20 protein-coding genes are annotated in these 23189 nt (G+C 59.7%); 8 read left to right on the top strand and 12 right to left on the bottom strand.

Going from position 1 to position 23189, the window contains the following annotated elements; translation table 11 throughout:
- Positions 1–22: 22 nt before the first annotated feature.
- Positions 23–1726, bottom strand: a complete 1704-nt coding sequence (locus BLS41_RS19045; RefSeq protein ID WP_074767619.1) for a glycosyl hydrolase family 28-related protein — start codon at positions 1724–1726, stop codon at positions 23–25.
- A 105-nt stretch (positions 1727–1831) separates the two neighbouring features.
- Entirely contained in the window at positions 1832–2860 is a 1029-nt protein-coding gene (locus tag BLS41_RS19040; protein ID WP_074767617.1) for a glycosyltransferase family 2 protein, read from the bottom strand.
- Between the two features lie 701 nt (positions 2861–3561).
- Between BLS41_RS19040 and BLS41_RS19035 the strand changes: the two genes are divergently transcribed.
- Entirely contained in the window at positions 3562–5922 is a 2361-nt protein-coding gene (locus BLS41_RS19035) for a glycosyltransferase (RefSeq protein WP_074767615.1), read from the top strand.
- Between the two features lie 605 nt (positions 5923–6527).
- Here BLS41_RS19035 and BLS41_RS40105 read toward each other — a convergent pair.
- Complete coding sequence (locus tag BLS41_RS40105) at positions 6528–6989, bottom strand: transposase (protein ID WP_366486497.1); 462 nt, start codon at positions 6987–6989, stop codon at positions 6528–6530.
- Here BLS41_RS40105 and BLS41_RS19025 point away from each other — a divergent pair.
- The 4 genes from BLS41_RS19025 to BLS41_RS39075 all read left to right on the top strand — a co-directional run bounded on the left by BLS41_RS19025 (position 6909) and on the right by BLS41_RS39075 (position 9924).
- Complete coding sequence (locus tag BLS41_RS19025) at positions 6909–7400, top strand: tyrosine-type recombinase/integrase (protein ID WP_074767613.1); 492 nt, start codon at positions 6909–6911, stop codon at positions 7398–7400. The two genes, BLS41_RS40105 and BLS41_RS19025, sit on opposite strands and share 81 nt — an antisense overlap.
- A 245-nt stretch (positions 7401–7645) precedes the next feature.
- Positions 7646–8029 carry a DUF6232 family protein gene (locus tag BLS41_RS19020; protein WP_074767611.1) on the top strand — a complete coding sequence of 128 codons (384 nt, stop codon included), beginning with the start codon at positions 7646–7648 and terminating at the stop codon, positions 8027–8029.
- A gap of 449 nt (positions 8030–8478) precedes the next feature.
- Positions 8479–9585, top strand: a complete 1107-nt coding sequence (locus BLS41_RS19015) for a hypothetical protein (protein WP_074767609.1) — start codon at positions 8479–8481, stop codon at positions 9583–9585.
- 162 nt (positions 9586–9747) lie between these two features.
- A complete protein-coding gene (locus tag BLS41_RS39075; RefSeq protein ID WP_171910269.1) occupies positions 9748–9924 on the top strand; it encodes a hypothetical protein in 177 nt (58 codons plus the stop codon).
- A gap of 115 nt (positions 9925–10039) precedes the next feature.
- On the opposite strand, the gene BLS41_RS19010 is transcribed toward BLS41_RS39075, so the two are convergent.
- Positions 10040–12493 carry a glycogen/starch/alpha-glucan phosphorylase gene (locus tag BLS41_RS19010; RefSeq protein ID WP_074767607.1) on the bottom strand — a complete coding sequence of 818 codons (2454 nt, stop codon included), beginning with the start codon at positions 12491–12493 and terminating at the stop codon, positions 10040–10042.
- Between the two features lie 755 nt (positions 12494–13248).
- Between BLS41_RS19010 and BLS41_RS19000 the strand changes: the two genes are divergently transcribed.
- Positions 13249–14616, top strand: a complete 1368-nt coding sequence (locus BLS41_RS19000; protein WP_171910268.1) for an MFS transporter — start codon at positions 13249–13251, stop codon at positions 14614–14616.
- Positions 14617–14708: 92 nt separating this feature from the next.
- Here BLS41_RS19000 and ltaE read toward each other — a convergent pair whose 3' ends face one another.
- Complete coding sequence (gene ltaE / locus BLS41_RS18995) at positions 14709–15716, bottom strand: low-specificity L-threonine aldolase (protein ID WP_074767601.1); 1008 nt, start codon at positions 15714–15716, stop codon at positions 14709–14711.
- Between the two features lie 214 nt (positions 15717–15930).
- Positions 15931–16449 carry an SRPBCC family protein gene (locus BLS41_RS18990; RefSeq protein ID WP_074771048.1) on the bottom strand — a complete coding sequence of 173 codons (519 nt, stop codon included), beginning with the start codon at positions 16447–16449 and terminating at the stop codon, positions 15931–15933.
- A gap of 112 nt (positions 16450–16561) precedes the next feature.
- Here BLS41_RS18990 and BLS41_RS18985 point away from each other — a divergent pair, with 112 nt between their 5' ends.
- On the top strand, positions 16562–17446 hold the full coding sequence (locus BLS41_RS18985) for a LysR family transcriptional regulator (RefSeq protein ID WP_074767598.1): 885 nt from the start codon (positions 16562–16564) through the stop codon (positions 17444–17446).
- Positions 17447–17483: 37 nt separating this feature from the next.
- Here the strand turns inward: BLS41_RS18985 and BLS41_RS18980 are convergent, their stop codons facing one another.
- From BLS41_RS18980 to BLS41_RS18955, 5 genes are all read right to left on the bottom strand, one after another.
- Positions 17484–18125 (bottom strand): hypothetical protein, encoded by a 642-nt coding sequence (locus tag BLS41_RS18980; RefSeq protein WP_074767596.1) that lies wholly within the window; start codon positions 18123–18125, stop codon positions 17484–17486.
- Positions 18126–18829: 704 nt separating this feature from the next.
- On the bottom strand, positions 18830–19060 hold the full coding sequence (locus BLS41_RS40100) for a phosphotransferase (protein WP_366486876.1): 231 nt from the start codon (positions 19058–19060) through the stop codon (positions 18830–18832).
- An 895-nt stretch (positions 19061–19955) separates the two neighbouring features.
- A complete protein-coding gene (locus BLS41_RS18965; protein ID WP_074767592.1) occupies positions 19956–20285 on the bottom strand; it encodes a hypothetical protein in 330 nt (109 codons plus the stop codon).
- A 548-nt stretch (positions 20286–20833) separates the two neighbouring features.
- On the bottom strand, positions 20834–21601 hold the full coding sequence (locus BLS41_RS18960) for a peptidoglycan DD-metalloendopeptidase family protein (protein WP_074767590.1): 768 nt from the start codon (positions 21599–21601) through the stop codon (positions 20834–20836).
- Positions 21602–21794: 193 nt separating this feature from the next.
- On the bottom strand, positions 21795–22106 hold the full coding sequence (locus tag BLS41_RS18955; protein ID WP_074771047.1) for a cupin domain-containing protein: 312 nt from the start codon (positions 22104–22106) through the stop codon (positions 21795–21797).
- 245 nt (positions 22107–22351) lie between these two features.
- On the opposite strand from BLS41_RS18955, the gene BLS41_RS18950 reads away from it, so the two are divergent.
- Complete coding sequence (locus BLS41_RS18950; RefSeq protein WP_074767588.1) at positions 22352–22672, top strand: hypothetical protein; 321 nt, start codon at positions 22352–22354, stop codon at positions 22670–22672.
- 123 nt (positions 22673–22795) lie between these two features.
- On the opposite strand, the gene BLS41_RS18945 is transcribed toward BLS41_RS18950, so the two are convergent.
- Positions 22796–23116 carry a DUF4148 domain-containing protein gene (locus BLS41_RS18945; protein WP_074771046.1) on the bottom strand — a complete coding sequence of 107 codons (321 nt, stop codon included), beginning with the start codon at positions 23114–23116 and terminating at the stop codon, positions 22796–22798.
- Between the last annotated feature and the right edge of the window lie 73 nt (positions 23117–23189).

Raw genomic sequence — 23189 nt, 5'->3', positions numbered from 1 at the left:
ACTTGCGCTCACCAAAACGGTCTCATGCTGCACGCCACGCAGCCAGACGAGTGACCGACAGGTCGCCCAGCCAGTTGTTGAAACCTGCCACCAACCTTCCCTGCGTTGCACCCGCCGGAGCTACCGCACGCAGGGTAGCGATGCCAGGTCCCCGCGAAGACGGCGTCGAAATATTGAGAAAAACGGAGCCATCGGAAGCAAGAAAATCGATGGAAACAACGATATTTCCGAGCGTCCCTCCTCCTGACACGCAGCACACTGCGCACACCGTTTCTCCAGGCGTCACCATAAAGGCCGATCTCGCACTCAGGACAAGCTTGGCGCCCCCCGTGACCGGCGCTTTCAACACAAGCGCACGATTTGATCTGGGTGGTACCACCGCACCATTGCCGGCATCGGCTACTGTCATGACGCGGCCGGACACGGCCTGGTCTCCCGTTGCGGCTTTCCAGTGTTCCAGGCGATCAACCAGCGTACCGGCTGCATCGTGACGAAACTCCGCGTCGGGGTTGAGGCATCGGACGCGCGCGGGCAGCAGGTCATACCCCTGGAAGCTCAAACCGCTGAGCGCCTCCACTTGAACTTCATCGCCAATCAGTACTTCGTGCGTGTCGATCTGCGGCCTCTCAAACCGGAATTCAACCGCAGTCGAGGAAAAGCTACAGTGCCCAGCTATCAACTGACGCGGTGCGTTTGGAAGATGTCCCTGCAGCCACCGACGAGGCAAGATGGTGGAATGGCTGATCGTGACGCGAATCCGGTCCCCTGCCTTCACTGCGTCGACCAGCATCCCGTCGAAACCCTCCGCGTGACAGTGGCTCAGGGCGACTGTGCCGTACCCCGACCGCGGACCGAAGCTGATGACATCTCCATTGAAATCGAACGAACACGCATCGAAGACAAAGTCCTGGCTATCCGTATCCACGTAAAGCGCGTGCGTGGAACTCGCGAACGTACAGTCAAAGAAGCTCATCCTTTCGCCACTATTGACGCTTGGTCCGCGTAGCGCTGGAACGTAGATGGCGGCCTCGCGGTTTTGCTCGAAACGACTCGACGTCCATGCAATCAGATAGGTGTTGATCGAGTCGATGCGAAGCGCACCGCGCCAGCCCGTGATAACGATGTTGCGACCGCCCGCATCGCGCACTTCGCCCTTAAATTTTGAGTCTGTGTTGCCCATCACGACGCCCCACCCATCTGAGCGCTGTGAGCCGGGCCCGAGTACCGAAATGGTTCCGCGTGATCCGTCGAGAAACGGCGAACGATTGCCCGGATAGCGCAAGTCACCAGGGCCAAACATCACCTCGTTGCGACAGACAATGCCGTTTTTATTGAGCGCGAGGGACGTGAAGTCCAGCAACACGCCGCCCGCGCTACACAGCTTTATCCACGGCGCAGTGGCGATCGTGTCGCTCAATTTGTAGTGACCTGCAGGCAAAAGAACACCAGGTAAATGGGAAGTATCGCTTTGCTTTACCCCTTCATTCATGACGTGGCTGATTGCGCGCTGCAACGCTGCGGTGTCGTCAGCTACGCCGTCCCCCAACGCACCGAAGTCTCTAATAGAGTGAAGACCGTCGAACGATGAGCCTCGCAGACTGACCCGGTGCGATGGCACGCCCGCATCGGGAGTCGATAGCCGAGCTGAGTCCGCGCGACCGATCGCCGGCGCCGCGACGAGCCACGCGCCAGTTGCCGATACGTTGAGTAGCTTGCGTCTATCCATCGTGCGCCCGGGTAAGCTGGTGTGTCCGCGCTACCGCGCGTGGCGATCAAAAATTTCTGGTCACTCCCGCCGCGCCACGACTGGTCTCTGTCGCTCTGCAGCCTGCTACGGTTCACCGAATACAAAAAGCACCGTGAATACTGCAGCTGTCAACGGCTGGATTCTTCCGAGCGCCAGCATAAGCCTCACTTTGTCGAATAGACTCCGCGGACGACAGAAGAGCGACGCAATGAATCTTCCTGTCTCGTACCGACGTTTTAGCGCGCCAACAGGTATGGGAAGAAGCAGGAGCTTGACGTAAATGCTGTGCAACAACACGCTCTCACTCTTCGTCACCGAGTAGCGTCCTTTGAACATCAGCGTATCCAGAATATCGATTTCCTCTGCGGTAAAGCGACACCCTAGTCGTGCCAGTTGACTCCGCCGAATCTCGCCGGATGTCTTCTCCAGCTCTTCCTGCTTGCTGCGAGTGATGCTCATACTATGAACACGGTAATGCAGCAGTTCATCAGGAAGATTGATGATCTTCCCGCCCGCCTCGACGACCTGGACCCACAAGTCATAATCTTCTGAATGAACCGCCTTCGCCCGATAGCGAATGCCGCGCTCGATCAGCCACGTCTTGCGCATCAGCACTGAACTGTGAACGATCGGGTTGTCGAAAAGCAGCCTAGTGCGAACTGCCGAAGCCGATTGAGGCAGCTTGAGCGCGCCTGTCTTGTCGCCGAAATACCGGGCATTCGAGCCGACCACAACCACGTCCTCATGCGCCTCGAAATAGGCTACCTGACGCGCCAACCGATGCGGCGGACTGTAATCGTCTGCATCCATACGAGCTATGTAACGCCCCGCCGCCAGGCTCATTCCCCTGTTCAACGCTGCCACGATCCCGCAATTCGATTCATTCCTGACGGCCCGGATCCGACCATCCTCTTGCGCAAGCTTCTGAACGATATGCCATGTATCGTCGGTCGAACCGTCGTCGAGAATCAGTAGCTCGAAGTCGGACCAGCTCTGCACGAGCATCGCGCGAACTGCCTCCTCGACATATCGAGCCGCGTTGTAAGCAGGAATAATGATGGAAACAGCAACCGTGTTCGTGCTTGCAGTCGTGGACGCTCCGCTTGTATCCATTGTTGCGCTCCCAAACGATGGGTGGGCGAAACGCTAACTTCGCCACCTAGGTTCGTCGTGCAGTTAACTGGCAGGGAAAGCGATCGCTCTACGGCGACGATCACGGGCCAGCCACGCGAGTGTCAAATTACAGTAACGCTGCCTTATAATTATGCACTCCGAATCTACACCAGCAACTATTTTCAAAAATCACATCATTAGCTTATTCGATATATGAGAACTCTATTCGCAAAAACGGATGAGAGAGCAACGATCTCTCTCTCACAGTATTCGATGCAACGACGGATTGATGGCGACAAGACCCCTGCGTAATCGGACACTTATTCTTTCAGAACGCTGCTTTATGTATACCTTCCCATCACAACCGAACGGCATTTAGCCACTACTGATGAACCCAGGTTCAGATCGAGAGTCGCGGGAGAACCCGATAGCCGGAGAACCCTTGTAGTCGCATCAGGTATAGGACACTATCGAGGTCACTGGGAAGCCATGAACGTGACACGCTAACTCATAAAATTCGGACAACTTCCATTGCTTCCCAACAAACCTGATCGGCGCTGGACAAACAATCTGGTAGACCTTATATCGTGGAAGTTAATGCAACGAAAACAATCGAGAACAAGGCGGCCAATGCGTAATTTTTTTTATGTTTTCATTTACATTGACGCGTCTACGGTCGCGTAATGCGTATGCTACGCGGAATGAGTTATTCCATTCTCACCAACGTCGCGGGCCTGCTCGGTCCGCTCGTTACGGTGCCGTACGTGCTTCGCGTCCTTGGTCCCGAAGCGTATGGCCGAGCGGTGCATGCGTTGATCTTGTCAACGTGGATCACGAGCGTGCTGGTTCTCGGCATGTCGAACTACTGCACCCGCCAGTATTCGAGCAGGCTGCTTCAGAGCGCCAGCGACGGTGACCATGAGCTTTCCGGCCTTGTTTCATTGCAGATCTTTGCCGCGTGCATCGGGACGTTGCTTCACATCATTGTGATTGCAATTGCCTTCATCGGAGAGGGTAAACCAGACCCGATCTATTTAATTTATGTCGGCGTGACGCTACTTTCATTTCTTAATGTCGACTGGTTTTTCTATGTCGCCGATAGAATGGATATCTTTTTCTGGCGGACGGCTTCCCTTCGCCTTGCCTCCATTGCAGTTCTTTTCTACGCCGTCAGGACGAAAAGCGACGTGATGACGTATGCCGCCATTTCGGCAATCTTCATAGTTCTTCCGAATGTCGTCTCGTTCATCTTTGTGGTTAGGCGCCACCCGCTCCGGTTCGACGTCAGCGCGTATAAAAGGCTCGCTGCCGCCCGCTATTTTCTTGCCAACGCCTCCGTCGGATCGATTTACCAGTTCGCGGACCAGTTCTTGATGGGCATTCTGTCGACCAAGGAAAACCTGGCCTATCTGAACGTGTGCAAACAGATTCTGGCTGTTGCCAATATGGTAGTGGGTTCCGCGAGCCGTGTCCTGATGCCCGCGGCCGTTCACGCTTTCGCTCGTGGGCGACGCCGCGCCTATATCTGCAAGACGGCGTCCGTCTGCGGTGCGACCGTCATTCTTCTGGCACTAGGCATGTGGCTGTTCGGCGGACCCGCCATACGTTTTTTCGCGGGACCTAAGTTCGATGCCGCGAGCGACCATATGGCTTTGCTTGCCGCGATTTTCGTAGCAACCTCCGTCGCGGTCTATATCGACACGCAGGTCAGCATACCGCTACATCGCGAACGGTTCACGACCGTATCAAACACGTTTGTCGCGGTGATCAGCGTCACCATCTTTCTCGCGTTTCTGCATAGGGTCGGTTTCGCCTCAGCGCTTCTTGGTCTGCTCGGTGGTGAGACTGTTGGAGTTTTCGTGATGTTGTATCTACACAGCAGCAGCTCCGCACAGGTGGCCGGTGAAAAGAAGCTGAACAGATTCGCCACCGTTTTCGACGATTTTGACGAACAGCATTTCCACAAGGACGTCGGCTGCATTCCTGCACTTTATTCAAGGCTCAAATTCGGACAGACCTCGATCATCATCTATCGCCGCAAAAAGGCCGCACTTTCAGTGCCTCCCGAATTCACCGCCGACCTGACGCTGGTTGAACTTGGCGCGAGATCCAAAGCAATTTTCTATGCCAAGGCGTTGGCGTATCTGTGGGGCAACAAAGAGATCACCGTCGTCAATCTTTATCATTTTTCGAAGGAAAATCTGTTTTTCTTTGAACTCCTCAGGCTGATTCGGCCGGACATAACCCGCTATTTGAAGCTTGACATGGATCTACGCTCGCTCGCCTGGATTACCACACGGCGCATTGGGTTTGGCGCTTTCAAGTCGAAGGTTTCGCTGTTCATGGCAGGGCGAATCGACTTGATTTCCGCTGAAACCCAAGCTATCTTCCGGCCGCTGCGAGATCATGCTTCGGCATTTCGCCGGAATCTGTTTTTCATGCCGAACGGCATTTGGGCGGAACATGCGTCGTCGACTTCCAAGGTCGAGCAGCGCGAGAAAGTAATTCTTTGCGTGGGTCGTATCGGCACAGCGCAGAAGAACAACGAACTCGCTATCGACGCCTTTTGCAAACTGGAACGGCGTGAAGGCTGGCGGATTGTTTTTGCCGGCCCGGTCGAGCCGGATTTCGAAGCGATGATCGACGGATTGCTGACGAAGCGGCCCGACCTGGCTTGCGCAATAGAATTGACCGGCCCCCTCGACAAAACGCATCTCTATGCTTTGTACGCAAAGGCCAGTGTCTTTTGTCTGACCTCTCGGTGGGAAGGCTTTGCGCTGGTCTTGTCGGAGGCAGCTTATTTCGGCAATTACATCGTAACGACGGACGTCGGTGGCGCCCGCGAGATCACGGACAATGGGCGCTTCGGCACGATCGTCGAAAATGGGACCACTGATGGTTTCGCCCAGGTTTTCCAGGCGATCGTCGACGGGAAGATCGATCTCGAAACGATGAGAGGCGACCAGCAGGCTTATTGCGCAAGCCAGATGACCTGGGAAAGCCTGGTTGCGCTATTGCAGAGCCGCATTCGGTCGCATACGACTCAGAACGGGCGGACTTGACCCGCTGAGGTGACCCCAACTCTACCGGGCGCCTACCCAGGCTGACTCCAGCGCGCCCGCACCCGATGCCGAATCGTAACGGGCACCCGTTGAGGCCGTGTTGCACTGGCCTTCCGGAAGCTCGGAACCACCGTGGAAAACAGCGGCACGAACGACATTCGATTTCTTTCAAAATTATTTCATCTCACTGCGGAAAAAGTCGTTGACCCTGATCTGAAGTCTGCCTAACCTATGCAACTTCCGCCGTCCCAGCTTTCAACTGCCTGTGGGACATCGCCTGACGCGCCGGGGGCTGGGGCGCATGACCCAGCGCCGCACCAGGTCGTTTTACGACGCGGAAAGTTTGACATTGCTAAGGGGTCAAGGATGGTAAGTTTTTTCACGCATGCTGCGTGTTTACTCATCGGCGTGGTTATCGGCGTGTTTGTATGCGCCCTGTGCGTTGCGCGTTCAAGAACGCCTAAAGACGATCGGGAGAATAAATAAAGTGAGTTCAAGTCGAGGTCGGAACGGCGCTCACTGAATGCAAGTGGATCGCCTGTGCCCCTCATACTTGCGGGTGGGTTTTGTTCGAAAAGGTATGAGTTCCCGTGCTACGGACGCGACTAGGCATTTTTGCGGCAAACCGGCTTGCCAAAGCCGTTCCGCAGGTTAATGAGGTTGGCGATGATGACGCCCTCTCTCTGCTGCGAGGCGATCCTCTTCGTTAGCAGGGTCGCGCCAATGCAGCGCTTGATGCGCGAGATTCGTGTCTCAACTCGCGAGCGCAGACCATAGCCGTATTTCTTGTGGAATGCGTAAATACCTTTGTTCTGGATGTATTTGACGCTCTGATCATGCCAGCGTGTGTCCTCGTCGCCGTGCACGCCAGCATGGGCCGGCGGTGGGATGACGGGAGTCACACCCGCGCGTGAGAAGGTCTCTGCGCGTTCGATGCTGTAGCTCGCGCCGTCGGCGATGACAGTGTGCCGCTTTAGCGCTCTACCGTGAAAACGGCACGGGCATGGTTGCGGGTCAATCGGGAATTCCAGCCGACATCGTCGCTGCTTCCGAATTGGAACGGTCACGCAACGACGAGAGCCAATGTCGTGTTGAGGCTGACGTTGGCTGCCAGGAACTCAGTCCGTTCCTCTCCCGGTCTGGGGGAGCGGCACGTATCGCCCCATACCATCCGGCACACCACGGCCATGCACTTGCTACAGGCTGGCGTGGATATCCGCGCCGCGCTGTGGCTCGGACATGAGAGCCCCGTCACGACGCACCATTACGTCGAAGCCGACCTGAATATAAAGGAGCGCGCGCTTGCCAGGCGTCACGAACCAGGAAGCAAAGTCCCCCGCTATCGGGCACCTGACTCGCTGCTCAACTTCCTGAAGGCGCGTGATTATGCAAAGACCGGAATTCGTGCTTGCCGCTTTCCATCAGATATCGGGGCGAGCTCCGGCGTGCTACTTTCCATAATCAACGACTTGGCATAATCGGCCTTCTGCGAAGCTTTCCGTAAGGCCGAGTTCCAGTCTGTGGGGAGCCCGGGACACCATCGTATGGCAGCGATTGACTCCGGGATTCAAAATTTATTCATAAATTTCCATATTTCTAAATTTTACGCAATGCGCGATCAGTGGCATGCACGGCAACGGTTAGCGGCCAGCGAAATCCCCATAACGTTAGGAAAGTAAAGTCTGGTACGCTGCGCGCTTTGCTACCGCTTGTATTCGACTCGATGGAAACACCTTTCAATGATCGCGGCGTGTCGGTCACGCGTAACGCACTCTCGTCGGCCGGACAGGTCTTTCCGCTGCGCGACATCGTCGGCGTGCAGGTCGTCACCGTGCCGAAAAACAAACTGCTGCCGCGCCTTATTTCGCTGATCGGCCTGGTCGGCGCTGTAGTCGGTGGGATATTCCGCTCGCCGGTCGGCATCGTGTGCGGCGTCATGCTGACCGTTGTCGGCTGGCTCACATGGGCGACGCAGGACATCACGCATCGTCTGATCGTGCAGACGGCCACCGGCGAACGTGAGGCGCTCATGAGCACCGATCGCGAGTTCGTCGAACGGGTCAGTGCGGCCGTGAATGAAGCGAAGGCGGCTGCTGCGAAGAGCTGAGCGCTGCACGCAATCTCATCCGAAGTGGCAGGCATGGCCCCGCGCGTGAATTTCAGCGCGGCGGCCGCTTCGTTTGCAATCTGTTCATGACGTAACGGGCCCGCGCGGATCAGAAGGAATCGGTCCCTGCCGCCGCACTCCCGATACGATATGGCCCGCCCGCACCATCATCCCGGCGATCGCCCCCGTCAATCCCAGCCCGTCACCGGCTGCAAACGCGCCGTCGTCGCGCACGTTGACACATCTTTGCAATCTCACTCGAGCGGCCCTGTAGAGTCGCCGCTCCTGTCATCGCGTGTCCCTTCCCCGCGGGCTTTCGCAAGCGCCCGGCTTCTCCGCCACGCTGCGGCCATCCACATGGCGATCGCCGCAGGCACCGTCCGGCACCCGGCTTACCGCCAACGATGCCGCGCCCGGTCAGGGACCCGCCCTTTTGCGAAGCGTGATCCATGTCCCTGCCGTCTCTCGATGCCGCCCGCCGGTATGTTCGTCTTCGTTTGCCAGCCTTCCTGTCGATCAATCGGCGTCGCGCCAGTGCGGCCATGCTGCTCGCCTCTGTCGCGCTGACCGGCTGCGGCACCACCTTTCCGCCGCCCACGCCGCCCGCCGTCAATGCCACGCTGATCAACGGTGGACGTGACGGCCTGCTGATTCCGCTGCACGTCGAGCGCGCCGACGAGGATCACGCGCGCCTCGGCCTGCCGGTCCAGCTCGACGGCACGCCGCGCTATGTCGCATTGGACACCGGCACACAAGGCGTGCGTGTGCTGCGCTCGGCGCTGCCGGGGTCGAGCTATCCAGGCGCCGGTGGCGTCACGTCGCACGCGCTCGCGAACGGCTCCGAGGTGGTGGGGTCGCTGGTCACCGTGCCGTTCAGCGTGGCCGCCACGAAAGCCGCGCCGGTCGTCGTGCAGGCTGTCGATACCGTGCGCTGCCAGTCCGGCGCGCGTGGTTGCGTCGCCATCGACGGCTATACCGGCGAATTCGGCTGGGCGTTTTCCGGTATCGCGGGCGTCGGTGCCGACCTGCCCGGCGAGAATTGCTGCACCCAACCGTTGCGCGCACTGCCGGGCAGCATCGGTCAACGGTACCTCGTGCGCGCGAACGTCGCGAAGCCGTTTCTGCTGCTGAGTCCGTCGGACGCGCTCACGAAGGACTACACGATGGTGCCGATGGCGGCGTCGAAAAATGGCGCGTCGCAATGGCCCACCGGCTGCGTACGGGTCGGCGACAAGATGACCTTCTGCGCGCCGCTGGTGTTCGCGACCGGCACCTCCGGGATGATCCGCATCGAAATGGACAAGGCCCCGACCTGGACCGGCGACGACGAGATCGGCAAGGTTCTCAACCAGGGCAACTATGAGACGGCGATCGGCGTGGGGTCGTGGACGCACCGCTACGAGAAGGCCCAGGTGACGATCGTCAAGGCGAAACCGGATACGAACCGCATCGTGGTGGGCTTGATGGCGATGCAGAACATTGACGTGCTGTTCGATTTTTCGCGCGGTCAGTTGGGATTGTATGCGGCGAAGGCGAGCGAGAGCTTTGCGCCCTGAGCGGCTTCGCCGAGTCAAGCCGGCCGATCAACACGCACGAACGTAAGCAACTGTTAATGAAGCCCTGCAAAAGCGCGCGCAGGTAATTTGCCGTCACATGCGAGACCGAACGAATCGCGCGTGCCATTTCTCCAATGCTAAAGCCTGCAAAGGGAGGAAATCATGATCAGACTATTGATAGCAACGTTATGTGCAGTGGGGCTCGCCGGTTGTGTCGTCGCGCCGCCTTACGCTTACGCCCCGGCTCCGGCCTATGGCTATGCGCCAGGCTACTATGCCGCGCCTAGCATCAGCGTGGGCGTCGGGGGCGGTTATTACGGCGGACACGGCAGGTGGTAAAGCCGAAACGCGAGCCGGATAGATAGGCTCACGCTGCAATCTGCAACGCTTCATCAAAAAGGCCGTGCGCATTGGAATTGCGCACGGCCTTTTCCGTTTCTTCGCTAAAGAATCGTCATTCCATATTCAGCGGATTCACGTGCCAGATGTTTCGCGCATATTCGCCGATCGTACGGTCCGAAGAAAACTGCCCCATGCCGGCGACGTTCTCGATCGCGCTCTCCGTCCACGCGCGCTTGTCGACGAAACGCGCGTCCACTTCGTCCTGCGCTTTCGCGAATGCCGCGAAGTCGGCGAGCACCATGTAGTGATCGCCCCAATCGACCAGCGTGTGGAAGATGTCCGAGAAGCGCAGCGGGTCGTCCGGTGAGAAAAAGCCTGTGCGAATCTGGTCGAGCGCCATGCGCAGTTCCGCGTTTTCCTCGTAGATTTGCCGTGGCCGGTAACCGGTCGCGCGCAACGAATCCACTTCATCAGCGGTATGGCCGAAGATGAAAATGTTCTCGCGGCCTACCGCATCGCAGATCTCGATGTTCGCGCCGTCCATCGTGCCGATCGTCAGCGCACCGTTGAGCGCGAGCTTCATGTTGCCGGTGCCAGATGCCTCCGTGCCGGCCATCGAAATCTGCTCGGACAGATCGGCGGCCGGAATGATCAACTCGGCAACGCTCACGCCGTAGTTCGGCACGAACACCACCTTCAACCGGTCGCCGATCAGCGGATCGTGATTGACCTTCTGGCTGACATCGCCGATCAGTTTGATGATCGTCTTCGCCATCCGGTACGCGGACGCCGCCTTGCCCGCGAACAGCACGACACGCGGCACCCAGTCGCGCTCGGGGTTCTCGCGAATCTGGTTGTATCGCACGATCACATGCAGCAGGTTGAGCAGTTGCCGCTTGTATTCGTGAATGCGCTTGACCTGCAAATCGAACAGCGCTTCCGGATCGAAATGCAGCTTCGTGTGATGCGCGAGCCGATGCACAAGCCGCAATTTGCTCTGCCGCTTGGCCTCGCGGAACGCGTCGATAAAACCGCTATCGGTGCGCAGATTTCGCAGTTGCTCCAGCTCGAACAGATTGCTGCGCCAATGTTTGCCGATCTGCTGATCGATCAGCGACGACAGCGACGGACTCGCCTGTGCAAGCCAGCGACGCGGCGTAATGCCATTGGTCACATTCGTGAAGCGGTCGGGATAGACGCGCGCGAAGTCGGCGAAGATATCGCGTGTCATCAGTTGCGAATGCAGCTTCGACACGCCGTTCACCTTGTGACTCGCGACGATCGCCAGATACGCCATTCGCACGCGCCGCTGCCCGTATTCGTCGACGAGAGAAATGCGGCGGATCATCTCGCCGTCGTGCCCCGACTGCTCGCTCACGTGCTTCAAAAACTGCGCATTGATCTCGAAGATAATCTCGAGATGGCGCGGCAGCAAACGTGCAAGCATCTCGACGTCCCACGTTTCGAGCGCTTCGGGCATCAACGTGTGATTCGTGTACGAGAAAATCTGCGTGACGTGCTTCCACGCCTTGTCCCAAGGCAGATGATGTATGTCCACCAGCAAACGCATCAACTCGGGAATCGCAAGCACGGGGTGCGTATCGTTCAGATGCACCGCGACCTTTTCGCTGAAACGCCCGAATGTACTGTGCGTGCGTTGATATCGGCGAATCAGATCCTGCATCGTCGCCGAGACGAAAAAGTACTCCTGACGCAAACGCAATTCACGGCCGGCCGGTGTCGAGTCGTCCGGATACAGCAGACGCGACACGTTCTCCGACATGTTCTTCGTATCGACCGCATTCCGATAATCGCCGCGATTGAACGCGCCGAGATCGAGCTCTTCGGTCGCGCGCGCGGACCACAAACGCAGCGTGTTGGTCGCGTCGGTCGCGTAGCCTGGAATGACCGTATCGTAAGCGGTCGCGTTCACGTGCTGGGTGTCGATCCACTCGACGTGTTCGCCACGCTGCACCGTGCGGCCGCCGAAGTGCACCATGTACTTGATCTCGGAGCGCGGAAATTCCCACGGATTGCCCGCGCGCAACCAGTAATCCGGCGCCTCGACCTGCTCGCCGTTGACGATCTCCTGACGGAACATCCCATACTCGTAGCGAATCCCGTAGCCGAAACCGGGGATGCCGAGCGTCGCCATCGAATCGAGAAAACAGGCCGCGAGACGGCCGAGGCCGCCGTTGCCGAGCGCGGCGTCGGGCTCGATATCGGTCAGCGTGTCCATATCCACACCGAGACTCGCGAGCGCTTCCTTCATCTGGTCGTGAATGCCGAGCGCGAGCAACGCATTCGTAAAGGTTCTGCCGATCAGGAATTCCATCGACAGGTAATAGACACGTTTGACGTCCTGTTCGTATTGCAGGCGCGTGGTTTTCATCCAGCGCGCAACCAGCCGGTCGCGCACAGCGAGCGCCGCCGCGTGCAGCCAGTCATGCGGATGCGCGGTGACAGCGTCCTTGCCGACGCCGTACATCATGCGATTGGAAATTGAGCGCCGTAGCGCGTCGACGGTACTGTTGAGCTGGTCGAATTCCAGATCGACGGCTGTCATCGAAGCCTCCGGGAAAGAACGACGCGACATACGCGAACCGCACAGGTGACGGACGGGAGGCGCGTGCCGGTCAGGCGGGTTAACAAACAGAGTAGGACATTTTACGGCTGCCGGACACCGGCCAGTGCGAGCGCTTGCTCACGCACATGCCATGCCCGGCGACACGCGCCGCTGCAACGGTTTCGCGCACACGGGCGGTGCAAATCGCGGCGGGGCAGCACTGCGCGCGTGCATCGGCTCGCACAAATCAGGCAAACGATTGCGCATCCGTGAAGGTTTTTGCGAGCCTGGCAACGTCATTATTTTTTCGCTACATGTCGAGGTCATGTCGCGTGCATGAACAAAGGGATCGCTACGAGTCGTGGTCAAATCACCTCCTTCATCTGCTGAACGGTTGTGCTGGAAACGCGTGTGACAAGGTGAGAGCGGATCAGTTTCGTAGATGCCTTTCGCGCTTGACAGTTAGTTGCGTAAATTGAGATTCAAACGGGCACGCATACGAACAGCTTTCTGTGCGAGCGCCGCGCAGCAGACTTGGCGCGTCTCTGTAACAATCGCTACATTCGCCGCGCGCATGGCCTCCTTTGTTGTAAGAGCCTGCGCATTTCATCTCACGCAAACCCTGCCGCTTATCACGACCGCGCCGCGTCTCTCGCAGACACGTCGCGCTATACGGCATGCATAACCCGACGAGTCTCGCGTTGTCCGATAAACCCAGCGCCACGATCGAATCAACACTTCCCGCGGACGGCCCCATGTCCGCCGCCAATCGACGCGCGATGACGGCGATCATGCTCGCCGTCGCCCTCGCGACGCTCGACACGGCAATCGCCAACACCGCCCTGCCCACCATCGCCGCCGATCTGCACGCGGCGCCCGCTGCCTCGGTGTGGATCATCAACGCGTACCAGCTTGCGTTGGTCGCCACGTTGCTGCCGCTCGCCGCGCTGGGCGATATCGTCGGGCATCGGCGGATTTACATCGGCGGCATTGCGCTGTTCACGGTGGCGTCGCTTGCGTGCTCGCTGGCTTCGACGCTGCCGTTGCTCGCCGCCGCCCGCATCCTGCAAGGTCTTGGCGCGAGCGCGATCATGAGCGTGAATACCGCGCTGATCCGCTATCTCTATCCGCCGCACCGGCTCGGACGCGGCCTCGGGGTGAATGCGCTGATCGTCGGCGTGTCGTTCGCGGTCGGGCCGACGGTGGCATCGCTGATCCTGTCGTTCGCGACCTGGCCGTGGCTCTTTGCCGTGAACGTGCCGCTCGGCGTGATCGCGCTGACCTTCGCGTGGCCGGCGCTGCCGCAGACCACGCGCGGCAAGCACGCTTTCGATCCGGTCGCCGCGCTGCTGAACGTGATCACCTTCTCCGCGCTGATTTTTGCGCTCGGCGAAGCGGCACAGCGGGCGTCGACGCAACTGGTGCTGAGCGCGGCGGCGATTGCCGTGGTGTTCGGCTACCTGATGATTCGCCGCGAAAGCGGCCACCCCGCGCCGATGCTGCCGGTCGATCTGTTCAAGCGGCCGGTGTTCGCGTTGTCGGCTTTGACAGCCGTGTGTTCGTTCGCCGCGCAAGGTCTCGCGTTCGTGTCGCTGCCGTTCTATTTCGAGGATGTGCTGCATCGGAGCCAGGTCGAAACCGGCTTCCTGATGACGCCGTGGCCCGTGGTGGTAGCGCTGGCCGCGCCGCTCGCGGGCAATCTGTCGGATCGCTATCCGCCTGGCTTGCTGGGCGCGATCGGACTGGCGGTGTTGTCGGCCGGGATGGCGTCGCTGGCGTTGTTGCCCGCGCACCCGCATGTGCTCGACATCGGAATACGGATGGCCGTTTGCGGCGCGGGCTTCGGCTTTTTCCAGTCACCGAATCTGAAGGCGCTGATGGCCAGCGCGCCGCCGGAACGCAGCGGCGGCGCCAGCGGGATCGTCGCGACCGCGCGGCTGCTCGGGCAGACCACGGGCGCGGCGCTGGTCGCGTTGAGCTTTGGGATCGCGGGCCGCCATGGTCCGACGCTCGCGCTCGGCGCGGGCGCGTTCTTCGCCGGAGCGGCAAGCCTGGCGAGCGGATTGCGGCTGTTCGCGCCGTCGCATCGCGCGGGCGGTCATGTGAAGGCGTCGGCGAAATAGAAAACGGGCGCGCTGCTAACACAGCGCGCCCGTTTTGTTTTTTCTCTTATCTCTGAGAATCGCCAGGTCTAAACCCGGCAATCCACCGCCGATCAATGCGCGGCAAAATAACCCTTCACGGCGGCAATAAACGTATCGATATCGGCACGCGACACGTCTTTATGCGTAACGAATCGCGACGCGTACAGCATCTGCGTGAGAATGCCCCGCTCGTTCAACCACGCTTCGAGCGGCGCGCAATGCTGCTGCGGGAATTGCGCGAACACCATGTTGGTGGCGACGGACTGCACCTTGACCTGATCGATCGATTCCAGACCCGCAGCCAGATGCGCGGCGTTCGCGTGGTCGTCGGCGAGGCGCTCGACGTTGTGATCCAGCGCGTACAGGCAAGCTGCCGCGAGCACCCCGGCCTGGCGCATGCCGCCGCCCAGCACCTTGCGCCAGCGATGAGCGACATCGATCAACGCCTGGCTGCCGACCAGCACCGAGCCGACCGGCGCACCCAATCCCTTCGAGAAGCAGATCGACACGGAGTCGAACGGCTCGCACAACGCCGCAACCGGCTTGCCCGACGCGACCGCCGCGTTGTACACGCGCGCGCCGTCCAGGTGAGCGGACAGCCCGCGTTGACGCGCCAGTTGAACGGCCTCGGCGACATACCCCGCCGGTAGCACCTTTCCGCCGATGGTGTTTTCCAGCGCCAGCAACCGCGTGCGCGCGAAGTGGTTGTCGATCGGTTTGATGGCGGCGGCGATTTTCTCCAGTGGGATCGAACCGTCGGCGGCATTTTCGAGCGGCTGCGGCTGGATGCTGCCGAGCACCGCCGCGCCGCCGCCTTCGTATTTGTACGTGTGCGCGAGCTGGCCGACGATGTATTCGTCGCCGCGCGCGCAATGCGCCATCAACGCCGCGAGATTGCTTTGCGTGCCGCTCGGGAAGAACAGGCCGGCTTCCTTGCCCGCGCGTTCGGCGACCGTGGCTTGCAGACGCAGCACTGTGGAGTCGTCGCCCCAGACGTCGTCGCCGACTTCGGCGGCCGACATGGCGGCAAGCATCGGTTGGGTCGGACGGGTTACGGTGTCGCTGCGCAAATCGATCATTTGAGTCCCTGTGCGTCTGTGGATGGCTGCCTGCTTCAGCCGGCGCACGCGCTACGCGATGTTTCGAATGTTTCGACGCAGTGGTACGGCAGCGGCTGGTGAGCCGCTCATTGTGCTTTTTGACCGCGCATTTGTCATTGGTGCAACGCAGCAGGGCTTATTCCGGAGACGAGCGAGTTCGCCGCATTGCGCAACTTTACCCGCTCGCTGTCTATCATTTCCGTTCGTTTTTCGCGTTGCGCGCCGCGTCGATCAACCCGTCCAGCCACTCCTGATGACCGTTGATCATCGGATTCGGCCGCGCCTTCGCGAGATCCCCGGCAGGCTTACCCTTCTGCGTTTCTTGCGTGAGGATGCGCACGCGCCCACCCGCCAGGTCTTCGATCAGCCACGCGTGATGAACGTCGAGACGCGTCTCGTTTTCGCCCGTCCAGCCGTGCCACGCAACGCGCCCGGGCTGGCCGGCCGCTGGCGCCACATATTCCGTGACCTGCGCTTCGACCGGAAAACCGAACGTGCTGAAGTAAAAGCGCGCGCCGTCTTCGAGAATCGGGCCTTTGCCGTTGTGGAAACGGATATCCGCGGAATTTGCGTAGTAAGTCGGCCACAACGGCGCGTTCGCGAGGAACGGCCACACGTCGGTGGCGCTCAGCCCCGCCACGATCATTTCGTTCGATGCAAAGTTGTCGGTCGTGCCAGGCAGATAGCCTTCCGGCCAGAAGATTTCGTTCATTGCGAGGTACATCCTTGTGTTCGGTGATCGGATAAACCTCATGATCGGTGTCGCGCTGAAATAAATCCAATCGATTATTATTATTTCTGTCATCCACAGAAATGATTACAGAATGATCGACCTGAATCTGCTGAAAGCGCTCGATGCGCTGCTGGACGAGCGCAACGTCACGCGCGCTGCGCAGCGTCTATCGCTGACGCAGCCTGCGGTCAGCGCGATGCTGACGCGTTTGCGCGAAAGTTTCGGCGACCCGCTGTTCGTGCGCACGCAGCGCGGCATCACCCCGACGGCGCGCGCGCTGGAACTCGCGGGCCCGCTCAAGCAGATTCTCGCGGATGTCGAAACGATGCTGCAGCCGCCGTCGTTCGATCCCGCAGTCGCCGAGATGACGTTGACCATCGCCGCCACCGACTACGCGCTGCAAGCCGTGGTGGTGCCGTTTCTCAGCGAACTTCGCCGTCACGCGCCCGGCATCCGCGCGGTCGTGCTGCCGGTTCAGCACGAACGGCTGGCCGGACAGCTTCAGCGCGGCGATATCGACCTCGCGCTGATCACGCCCGATACAACGCCGCCGGACCTGCACGCGCGGCGTCTGTTCGACGAACGGTATGTATGCGTGATGCGTGACGATCACCCGGACGCGGCGGTCGATGCGCTTTCACTCGACCGCTTTTGCGCGCTCGATCACGCGCTGGTGTCGTACCACGGCGGCAGCCTCAGCGGCGTAACCGACGAAGCGCTCGCGAAAATCGGCCGCGCTCGGCGCGTGACCGTCTCGGTCACGGGCTTTCTGGTACTGCCGGAAATTTTGCGTTCGAGCGATCTGATCGCAGTGGTGCCACGACGGCTTGCCCTGCACGCCGACGGTCTGGCGATCTTCGTGCCGCCGGTCGAGATTCCGGGTTTCACCAAGACCGTCGCGTGGCACGAGCGCACGCATCACGCGCCCGGGCACAAATGGGCGCGCGCGCTGCTGGTTCAAACGTGCGCGTGTTGAGCGGACGCGCGCCGCTTTGATGGCAAGGAGCAGGCGCTCAATGCCGCGCTTTTTCGATTGCACTGCTCGCCAGTTCGCGCGCGAGATCCGCGTATAGCTCGGCCCATTTGCCCAGCAAGCTGGGTTCATCGGTCAGGAAGAGCGGATGCTGGACCCACGCGCTGACATCCGTTCCCTTCCAGGCCATCTCGAAGATGCGCATGTCCTCATCCTCGCTGATACCGATATCGACCAGCTCGCGGAACGCCGCCAGGTTCGACAAACCGACGTTATGCGAGTCGATTCCGTAGATGGCGGCGAGTGCGCCGGTCGCACGCGTTCGTGCATCGTCGCGGCTGTCAGCAATCAGGAATACGATGCTTTCGCCGTGAGCCGCGTTGAATACGGCACGATACAACGAGGTCTTGCAGCGCTGGCTAAGTTGCGTGCCCATGGTCGCGGTGGCTCCTGAGAACTCTTCGTCGTTCGATGCAATTGCGCGAGGCGCGCTCTTTTGCTTCCTGGGTAATTCGGAGAGTTTCGCTGATGGCGGCCTGAGTATCCGCGCTTCGAATTCGCGCCGGCGGCGGCGGGAGCGATAGGCGTCGCTGCCCCAGTAGAGATAGACGCCGCACACGGCGAGGCAGGCAAGCGCGAGAATTCCAACGCCCCCGAGTACAGCCAGATCGGCATGCACCATTTCAGGCCCCCTTTAGTCCTCTAGAGTCGCGCTTGCCTTTTTTGCCTTGTCCGCCACCCGTTCCGCAAAATTGGGAAAAGCCAGACTGCCGAACTCAGCTACAAGTTCGGTTTTAAGCTCAGTCAACGGGACGCTCCAATCCCGTTGACGGCCACGCGGTTGAATATGCCGTTAATGCGCTTTCTGGTCAGCCCGGCTTTTGCACGTTAGCGAACGTTTTTGCTCGACCGGAACTGGCGGCTTGCCGTGAATCAGAACCTGACCGCCCCGCTCAACATTGCTTTTCAGCCTCACGCGCGATCCGATGAAAAGCGGCGGCAAAGCGGTCGGTTTTCATCGTCGGCGAGGCCATGTTTTGTGGGGCTAAGGACGATGTTGCGAGTATCGGACGGGAGTCGTGATTGATCAACAGAGCACACCTCTCTATTGACCAATTCGTTCTGCTATAGGACGCTATTCGATTCAACGCCCAATATCGTCAGAAAAAGTACCCGGTCGGCATGGGTTAAATGCCATTTCGCCGGGTCCAGTCGATACGCTCCTGAATTTCCGCAGGGCTTGTCCGGCGGATGTCGCAGCAGTTCATACGTTCGTTCCAGAACGGAATATGGCGGGCCTGCCGCTCCAGCGTCACGGTGACGATTGCCGCGCGGTCGCTCGGCTCCAGACCTTATGCATCCGAGAGAATCTTGAGTTGCGCAGTCTCAAATCCGGCGGGCTCCTCGCGCCGGATTTGCCGACATGCCATGTCGAGGCCAGATAGCCGACGTCCTCCAGAATTGTGCTGGTGCGGCGAAATCGAAGTCGATGAAGGCCGCTGGTCGGCCGTGCTGGAACATCATGTTGTTCGGACCAGGATCATCGTGAAACATCACCTGATGTGCGCCAGCGAGGCCGCTTCCCCGAGTGGCGTCGTGAAACGATCTGAGCAGCATGCAATTTGGCCCGTTGGCGAAGCGTTTGAATTTCGCAGGCACCCATCCGGAGATATAGCCGAGCACGTCGCGACCGAGATAGCGCGGCGCACATGCTTAACCGACGCTCTCAAGATGCAGCAAAAGCCGGTGCTCAAATGGCGACGACGCGTTGATACGGCCTGCGTACCGTGTCGCCCACGCGAACCACCCCAACGGCATGGCGTCTACCGCTTAGCGGGATTTCATCGTGTGAATCGCCGGGTCTGTTTGTCATGGTCTTTATTCATACTCATCCATCGATGTCGCGCATCTTGAATGGATGCATAAAGACGTAACACAGACTCAATGACGACGACTACCGTCAACTGAATTATTCCAGCAGAGTTTTCATTGCGTAGTTCGCAATTTGCGGTGAATTTACTTAAGCGCTCTCTGCGAAATGGTAACAGTTACCACACACAAAAAAGACGACATTACAATAGCCTTCCACCAACTGGATCGGAGGACATGTTCAATGGTTCTATTCCACCGTGGCGCAGCGATTCAGGCGTCGACTATCAGGTATGGCAATACATTCGTAGCTCGCGCGTGCATTCTGAAAGAAGACGGCGACTCCACTTCATTAGGCGATCTTGGTCAGTTTGCGAGCCAAAGCTGTGCGTTTGAGTTCGCGGTGCGTTGCGCAAGGGCATTTGTGGAAGGTCTGCCGATTCCCCGCTCCCCGTTCGGCCGATGGTCGAATCCAGATCAGGCCGCAGCGAGTTAGAACGAGCGTATTCAAGAGGATATCGATACTCTGGTCGATATCGACGAATAGCGCCAATAACCGCTGCTATCGTATTTGCGGATTGCCAATGGAATTCGGATCGGCGTCGGATATTAATTCGCCAATGAATCTTTATTGACACCCAGGCTATTTTCGCCGGCGAAAACCATTGGAAATTGAAATCAACGTGACGCCGTCGGCTTTACCCACGACATGCGCGCGGTAATCAGTCAGCATTGCCCGGACACTGGCGTTGTCAGCGTCACCCGGACAGCCGATTAACGTCGCCGTATGGTCGAGGTAATCGGCTGTTGCGGACGATTCGCCGAGTCGGCGGCATGCATCTCCTTCCTTTGGGTAGCCGTTTCCGATCGGCGCGAGCGATGCGGGCCAGCTGAAAAGATCCGAAGAAGTCGCGGCTGCGCTCACCGGCTTGCTGTGCAGACTCAACACAACGAATGTGAGCGCACCGAACATAACGGCCGCGCGGAATGATCGGGCAGTGCTAACCATCGGGTTTTCCCTCTGCGTCGGTATCCGCGCGTCGCGTCAGGATCGGCCGGTTGAGGCCGACATGCGAAGCGGCAGCGCAGGCTGCGTTCACGCGTGACATTAGCCGGTATGCGTACCCGCGCCGACGCGGTTCCGCTGCCGCGACCTTCGCCGCCGTGCGCGGACTATGCTGACGGCGATCAGCACAACGACCAGCAACGTTATTTCAATCAGTGCGGGGATTTGAATCGGATCGTGGTACATGATGGACCTCCGCCGGACGCTCCGTTCATATTAGGTCACGGGCGCGGTCGCGACGGCAGTTCGTCACTTGCAGGTTTGGAACGGGTTGCCCGAGAGGCGCGAGCAGCCCGTTGATGCTCAAAGTCTCGATGCGCCAATCCGACAACTATCCATTGAAATAATGGCAGCAGGGAATCGGAAAAACCGCATTCCCTGCCTCCTCTGCGCCAAGCGACACAGCGCCAGGCTATCCGCAACAAATACCCCTCAGGACCGGGCAAAAGACCCGCTCACTCACCCGACTTCGGCAACCACGCAAGCGGATCGACCGGCTGTCCATTCTGACGGACTTCGAACTGGATGCCCGCCGTGCCATGGCTGTCCACCCCGACCTGGCCGATGGTCTGCCCCTGCGCAACGGCATCGCCTTCCTTCACCAGCAGCGCGCTGTTCTGCCCGTAGGCGGTAATCAGCGAGTCGTCATGTTTGATGATGATCAGCGGACCATACGCCTCGATACCCGAACCCGCGTAGACCACGCGTCCGGTGGCGGCTGCCTTGACCGGATCGCCAGGGCGACCGCCGATTACCACTCCGTTCGAACGGCCCGGCGCGAAAGTTTTCAGAATCGGACCGCGTAACGGCCACTGCAACACGCCCTGCTGCGGCCCCGTTGATGCAACCGGCGCGGCGGGCGCAGCGGGCGCGCCCGGCGACACGGCAACCGGCGGCGTCACGACGCTGCCGGAGGTCATCGGTGGAGACACGCGCAACACCTGGCCCGGACTGACCGGCGAATTGGCCGTGAGACCGTTCCACGCTGCGATTTCCTGAGGGTTTCGGCCATACGCCGATGCGATGCCGCCAATCGTGTCGCCCGGATTGACGCGGTAGAAACCAGCGGGAACTGGAACCGTGCTGAGTGTGGTCGGGCTGGTCGGCGCGCTGCTATAGAACGGCGTGCTTTCCCACGGCATGCTCGTGCAGCCCCCGAACAACACGGCCAGCGCGGCTGTTGTCAGCAATCGGGTCCCCGTCAATCGCCATTGTCTTGTCATGTGATTTTCCTCGACACTTATTTCAATCGGATTCAATCGATGCCCAAGCATTTGTCGTGCCGCCAGGCTTGACGCTGCCTGAACGCTGACTTGTACGCTTATTCGTACGGTATGGCAGGCGGCGGTAACCCGCCCGCCATTATGCCGCCCTACGCGCCGCCAGCGGTCACGGCTCGCGCGTGCGAGGGCATCGTCAGACGCTGCCCTGCGACTCAACCACCAGAACACGCGCCGCGCCGATCGGATGAGCGACGTGCTCGGTGCCGATAGACGCGTAGAACACGTCGCCGGTTTCCAGAATCGCGGACTGCTCGACCCCATCCTGCCGATAGCGCATCTCGACGCGGCCATCGAGCACCGCAAACACTTCCTCGCCGTCATTGACGTGCCACTTGTACGGCTGATCGGTCCAATGCAGGCGCGTGGTGATGCCGCCCATGTTGGCGATATCGAGCGCGCCCCATGGATGCGTAGCGGTAAAACTCCTGCTGCGGATGATCTTCATGGCGGTGGGCAATTGAAATGACGAAACCGTCGCGCCGGTTTTCGCCGCCTGCGAGAAGCTCGCTGACTTGCGCGACCAGTGTTCCGGCTGGCCCTTATTATAGGTCGCTCGGGCCGCCAGCCCCGCGCTGCAACCCTTTCCACCAAATTCGTCTGAATATTGCAACCTGAGAGGGCTCGCCTATACTCGTTCAACCTGCTCGTTATGCACCCACGACAACATCTGAATCCTGCGAGGAGTTGGGGATGAACAAAGCCACCTTTCTGGCCGTGCAACTCAACGTCGACGATATCGCGGCGTCGCCCGGTCTGGTCGAATTGCTGAACACCCACCTCGTTTTCGCCGCCGACGTCGCCGAAGCCGCCGATGCGCTGGTGCAGCTGGCCAGCATCGCGGGGTTGTCGAGCGGGGTCGAGGCGAGCGTCGAGATTCCCGCCGTGGCGATCGAGCGGCTGCGCGAGGCGCTGGACAATCTGAGCGGCTACGACGAATCGTGGCTGCTCGCGCTGGAACCGAGCCGAGCGCTGTTCGACGAAATCGGCCGACGCCACCGCACCTTGCATTAGCGCGCGAAGAAATCCGCGCCGTAAACGACAAAACGCCATCCGATCAAGCCGGATGGCGTTTTTTATTGCCTGCTGCGTGGCCGGACCAAAGGTCCGGCTAGCTACAAACCTGCCTACAGAAACTTAGTTGCCGAAATAAACCGAGTTACGGTCGGTGCTGCTGACCGAGCGGCCCGATTGCGACGTGCCGACGGCCGGAGCGCCATAGCCGCTGTTCGCAGCCTGAGCGTTACCGTTTTGCGCATCGACGCGGGCTTGCGCAGCCAGCAGATTGCTGGGGTAATCGGTGTGGTCGCCGATCGGGTTGTAGCCGGCCTTTTCGAGCTGGACCAGTTGAGCGCGGACCTCGGCGCGCGTGAGCGGCTGGTTCGTCGATTGTGCGAACGATGCGACCGGAGCAACCAGAGCGGCAGCGACAACAACTGCAGAGATCAGGGTCTTCATGATGTAAACCTCCATAACTTGTTTTGTAGTGCGCTGGGGTTGTTACTCCCGAAGCGCTTAAGAACAAGTCTAG

Origin of the sequence: Paraburkholderia fungorum, from assembly GCF_900099835.1 — a bacterium.
Lineage (GTDB): Bacteria > Pseudomonadota > Gammaproteobacteria > Burkholderiales > Burkholderiaceae > Paraburkholderia > Paraburkholderia fungorum_A.
Note: the sequence above shows the minus strand (reverse complement) of the source record. Positions and strands in the feature narration are given on the sequence as shown.